At 65.5% G+C, this 4,109-nt stretch carries 6 protein-coding genes and 1 pseudogene; 4 read left to right on the top strand and 3 right to left on the bottom strand.

Features of this window, described 5'->3' with window-relative positions; genetic code table 11:
* The 3 genes and pseudogenes from JOZ76_RS23925 to JOZ76_RS23915 form a co-directional block, all read left to right on the top strand.
* Window positions 1–337: pseudogene (locus JOZ76_RS23925) on the top strand (FAD-binding oxidoreductase); the annotation flags it as partial.
* The gene (locus JOZ76_RS23920; RefSeq protein WP_291702533.1) at window positions 330–758 is read left to right on the top strand and encodes a GlcG/HbpS family heme-binding protein; all 429 of its coding nucleotides are present in this window, start codon (window positions 330–332) and stop codon (window positions 756–758) included. The pseudogene JOZ76_RS23925 and the gene JOZ76_RS23920, both read left to right, overlap by 8 nt.
* 10 nt (window positions 759–768) lie before the next feature.
* Window positions 769–1,128 (top strand): VOC family protein, encoded by a 360-nt coding sequence (locus tag JOZ76_RS23915; protein ID WP_291702531.1) that lies wholly within the window; start codon window positions 769–771, stop codon window positions 1,126–1,128.
* 105 nt (window positions 1,129–1,233) lie between these two features.
* Here JOZ76_RS23915 and JOZ76_RS23910 read toward each other — a convergent pair whose 3' ends face one another.
* Window positions 1,234–2,016 carry an enoyl-CoA hydratase/isomerase family protein gene (locus JOZ76_RS23910; protein ID WP_291702534.1) on the bottom strand — a complete coding sequence of 261 codons (783 nt, stop codon included), beginning with the start codon at window positions 2,014–2,016 and terminating at the stop codon, window positions 1,234–1,236.
* A 76-nt stretch (window positions 2,017–2,092) separates the two neighbouring features.
* On the opposite strand from JOZ76_RS23910, the gene JOZ76_RS23905 reads away from it, so the two are divergent.
* Window positions 2,093–2,689 (top strand): TetR/AcrR family transcriptional regulator, encoded by a 597-nt coding sequence (locus JOZ76_RS23905; RefSeq protein ID WP_291702529.1) that lies wholly within the window; start codon window positions 2,093–2,095, stop codon window positions 2,687–2,689.
* 226 nt (window positions 2,690–2,915) lie between these two features.
* Here the strand turns inward: JOZ76_RS23905 and moaB are convergent, their stop codons facing one another.
* Window positions 2,916–3,479 (bottom strand): molybdenum cofactor biosynthesis protein B, encoded by a 564-nt coding sequence (moaB, locus tag JOZ76_RS23900; RefSeq protein WP_291702527.1) that lies wholly within the window; start codon window positions 3,477–3,479, stop codon window positions 2,916–2,918.
* Window positions 3,480–3,481: 2 nt separating this feature from the next.
* Window positions 3,482–4,109, bottom strand: a 628-nt coding sequence (ypfJ, locus tag JOZ76_RS23895) for a KPN_02809 family neutral zinc metallopeptidase (protein WP_291702525.1), incomplete at its 5' end; no start/stop codon positions are given.

Below are 4,109 nucleotides of genomic sequence, written 5' to 3'. Positions count from 1 at the left end.
CGCGTTCGGGCAGGTCGCGCAGGCGCTGCGGCTGATCCCCGATCTCGAGGTCGAGACCATCGAGTCGAGCTGCTGCGGCATGGCCGGCGCGTTCGGCTATGGCGCGGACACTTATCACGCCTCGCTCGACATGGCCGAGGCCGCGCTGCTGCCCGCGGTTCGCAGCAGCGCGGCGACGACACTGATCGTCGCCGACGGCACCTCCTGCCGCCACCAGATCGCCGACGGCACCGGCCGCAGCGCGCTTCACGTCGCTCGCGTGCTCGCCATGAGCCTCGACAGCGCGGAGCTGCAATCCATGCCGCCTTCACCTGCACAGGACCAAACTCATGGCTGAACTGACCCTCGACGTCGCCCGCACGATTCTCGACGCCGCGCTGGCAAAGGCCGGCGCGCTCAAGCTGAAGCCGCTGGTGATTGCCATTCTGGACGCGCGCGGTGCGCTGAAACTGACCGCGGCGCAGGACGGCACCAGCCTGATGCGCGCCGAGATCGCGACCGGCAAGGCTTTTGGCGCGCTCGCGATGGGCATGGGCTCCCGCGCGCTGTTCCAGCGCGCGCAGGAGCAGGCCTATTTCGTCGACGCCGTGAATGCGCTGGCGCAAGGACGCCTCGTGCCGGTGCCCGGCGGCGTGCTGATCAAGGACGGCGACCGTCTGCTCGGCGCGGTCGGCGTCTCCGGCGACACGTCCGACAATGACGAGGCCTGCGCCATCGCCGGCATCGAGGCGGCGGGGCTGCAGGCCAATCCGGGATAGGACTGCCGACATGATCGAAGCCATCAGCGCGATCACGCTTGCGACCCATGACATGGCACGCGCCGTGCAATTCTACACTGCGCTCGGCTTCGATCTCGCACATGGTGGCGAGACGTCCGCCTTCACCACCTTTCGCGCCGGACCCGGCTATCTCAACCTGATCGCCGAAGGCGACGACAAGCGCTGGTCGTGGTGGGGCCGCATCATTTTCCATGTCGACGATGTCGACGCGCTCTACGCGCGGGCGCTGGCAATAGGATGTTCGCCCTCGACCAAACCGCGCGATGCCGAATGGGGCGAGCGCTTTTTTCACCTGACCGACCCGGACGGCCACGAACTCTCCTTCGCGCGGCCGCTGGCTACGATGTAGGGTGGGCAAAGGCGCTCTTGCGCCGTGCCCACCATCGAAATCAAGTTGCACCAGATGGTGGGCACGCTTCGCTTTGCCCACCCTACGTTCGCTGCGAGTTGCAACTCATTTTCCCGGCCACAACGGTTTGCGCTTTTCGGCGAACGCCTTCATGCCCTCCTTGGCATCCTCGGTCATCGCGAGCAGCGCAATCTGGCTTTCGGTGTAGGCGATGCTCTCGTCGAACGACATCGCCGCGATCGCGCGCATGGCATACTTGCCGCGCCGGATCGCGGTCGGCGATTTGTCGACGAGCCGGCCGATCAGCCAGTCGATCTTGGCATCGAGTTCGGCCGCCGGCACGACATAGTTGAGCAGTCCGGCCGCAAGCGCGGCTTTGGCGTCGAACGGCTCGCCGCTCAGCGCCCATTCGCTGACCAGCCGCGGCGGCGCAATCCGCTGCAACAGGCTCATGACCTGCATCGGGAACACGCCGACCTTCACCTCCGGCAGGCCGAACATCACATGATCGGCGGCGACCGCCAGATCGGTCATGCACAAAAGCCCCATGCCGCCGGCCAAGCAGACGCCACCGACCCGGGCGATCGCGGGTTTTGTCGCGTTCTGCGAGAGCCGGAGCAGATCGGCATAATCGACATTGGGGCTGGAGAAATCGAAGGCGAACGCCGCGCCTGAATTCTGCAGGTCGGCGCCGGCGCAGAATGCCTTGTCGCCGGCGCCGGTCAGCACGATGACGCGGACCGCGCTATCGTCATGCGCCTCGCGATAGCCTCTAGCGATGCCGGCGATGACGTCACCATTCAGCGCATTGCGCTTGTCGGGACGATTGATGGTGATCCAGTACGCGCTTCCGCGCTGCTCAAGGATCACACTAGGATGGTCGGTCATGGCCTGCCTCGCCGGTCCGCTCGCGTCGGACAGAGATTGCGCGCGATAGCGGATCGCCGGCAAGGCGATCTGCGTCATGCGCGCGATCAAAAAAACTGAAGCGGCGCGCTCTGATGCTTGCCACCGCCCGTCGCATTATCGCGCTAAAGGCTTGAGATCATTGAAGGTTCGTGACGTGGCCGAGGCCGCCGACTGCGCCATTGGCAGCGTCTATAACGAGTTCGGCGACTTCGACGGGCTGATCCTGACCGTCAACTGCGAGACGGTTTTGGCCCTCACCGCCCGCCTCAAAGCCGTCCCCGCGGAGGATCCGGTCCGCCAGCTGCATGGGCTCGCCGCGGTCTATCTGGAATTCGCCACCACGCAGGCCAACCTGCTGCGCTCGCTATTCGAACACCGGATGGAAGAGGACCGGCCATTCCCCGAAGACATTCTGCGCATGGTGATGCAGGCTTTCGAACTGATGCACGCCCCGCTCGCGCGGCTCCTGCCAGATCGGGGCGTCGCGCAGCTCGCAACCCTGGCCCGGCGGATGTTCTCCGCCGTCCATGGCATCATCTCGCTTGGGCTTGAGGAACGCATGGTCGCGCTGCCGCCCGACCAGCTTTCCCGACAGGTCGCCGGCTTCATCGATACGCACCTGGCCGGTCTCGGAATCAAGACCGCGCGTTGACGCGTTCGGATGGAGTGTGGCTACGTTGCGCCCTATCGTAGGGCGCGCCGGAGCTTTAGCGAAGGCGGCAAGCGGGGCATCCAGTATTCCGGAGACGGGAGTGCTTGAGCCGAGAGGCCGCGGCGTACTGGATCGCCCGGTCGAGCCGGGCGATGACATCTCCAAGAATTGGCGGCGTCGCGTTCGTGGAGAAACTGGATTGCTTCGCTTTGCTCGCAATGACGAACTAAGCCGTCGCGCCGTTCGCCTTCGGCCGCCGCAGGTGCTCGTCGAGCCGCGGCATGATTTCCACGAAATTGCAGGGCCGCGTGCGGTAGTCCAGCTGCGCCGCCAAAATGCCGTCCCACGCGTCGCGGCAGGCGCCGGGCGAACCAGGCAGGCAGAAGATGTAGGTCGCCCCCGCAACGCCGGCGGTGGCGCGGCTCTGGATGGTCGAGGCGCCGATCTTGCCAAAGCTCAGCATGTGAAAGGCGATCGAAAAACCGTCCATGCGCTTTTCGAACAAGGGCTCGACCGCCTCCGGCGTAACGTCGCGCCCGGTGAAACCGGTGCCGCCGGTGGTGATGACGGCATCGACGCCGGCATCGGCGATCCATCTTCTCACCACGGCGCGGATCGCCTCGACGTCGTCGGTCACGATTTCGCGCGCGGCGAGGCTGTGGCCGGCCGCGATGAGCCGGTCGGCGAGCGTGGTGCCGGACTTGTCGTCGGCGAGCGAGCGCGTATCGGAGATCGTCAGCACCGCGATGTTGAGCGGGATGAACGGCTTTGCCTCGTCGATCGATGCCATCACTACAACGCGCTGAACGTGTCGCAGGCCTTCACCGTACCCTGCTGGAACCCGGTCATGAACCACTGCTTGCGCTGCGCCGCCGAGCCGTGGGTGAATGAATCGGGCACCACGCGCCCGGTCGTCTGCCGCTGCAAGGTGTCGTCGCCGATTGCAGAGGCCGTCTGCAGTGCGCCGTCAATGTCGCCGGCTTCCAAAAAGTTCGGCCGCTTCTTCTGCTCGCGATTGGCCCAGACGCCGGACAGACAATCGGCCTGCAGCTCGACCTTGACCTGCAGCGCATTGGCCTCCGCCTTGCTGCCGGCCTGCTGCTGCAGGCGCGTCACGCGCGGAATGATGCCGAGCAGGTTTTGGACATGATGGCCGGCCTCATGCGCAATGATGTAGGCCGCGGTGAACTTGCAGGCGCTCCCCGAACAGCCATGAAAGCGCGTCTCGACCTCGCGGAAGAACGAGGTATCGAGGAAGATGGTGCGGTCCGGCGGACAATAGAACGGCCCCATCGCCGACTGCGCCATGCCGCAGCGCCCGCCATTGGTGGCATTGCGGAACAGGACGATTTTCGGGCCGGTGTAGCTCTGTCCGGAAGCCTGGAACACTTCGCTCCAGCGATCGTCGATTTCGCCCAGA

It is taken from the genome of Bradyrhizobium sp. (assembly GCF_019244115.1).
GTDB lineage: Bacteria > Pseudomonadota > Alphaproteobacteria > Rhizobiales > Xanthobacteraceae > Bradyrhizobium.
Note: the sequence above shows the minus strand (reverse complement) of the source record. Positions and strands in the feature narration are given on the sequence as shown.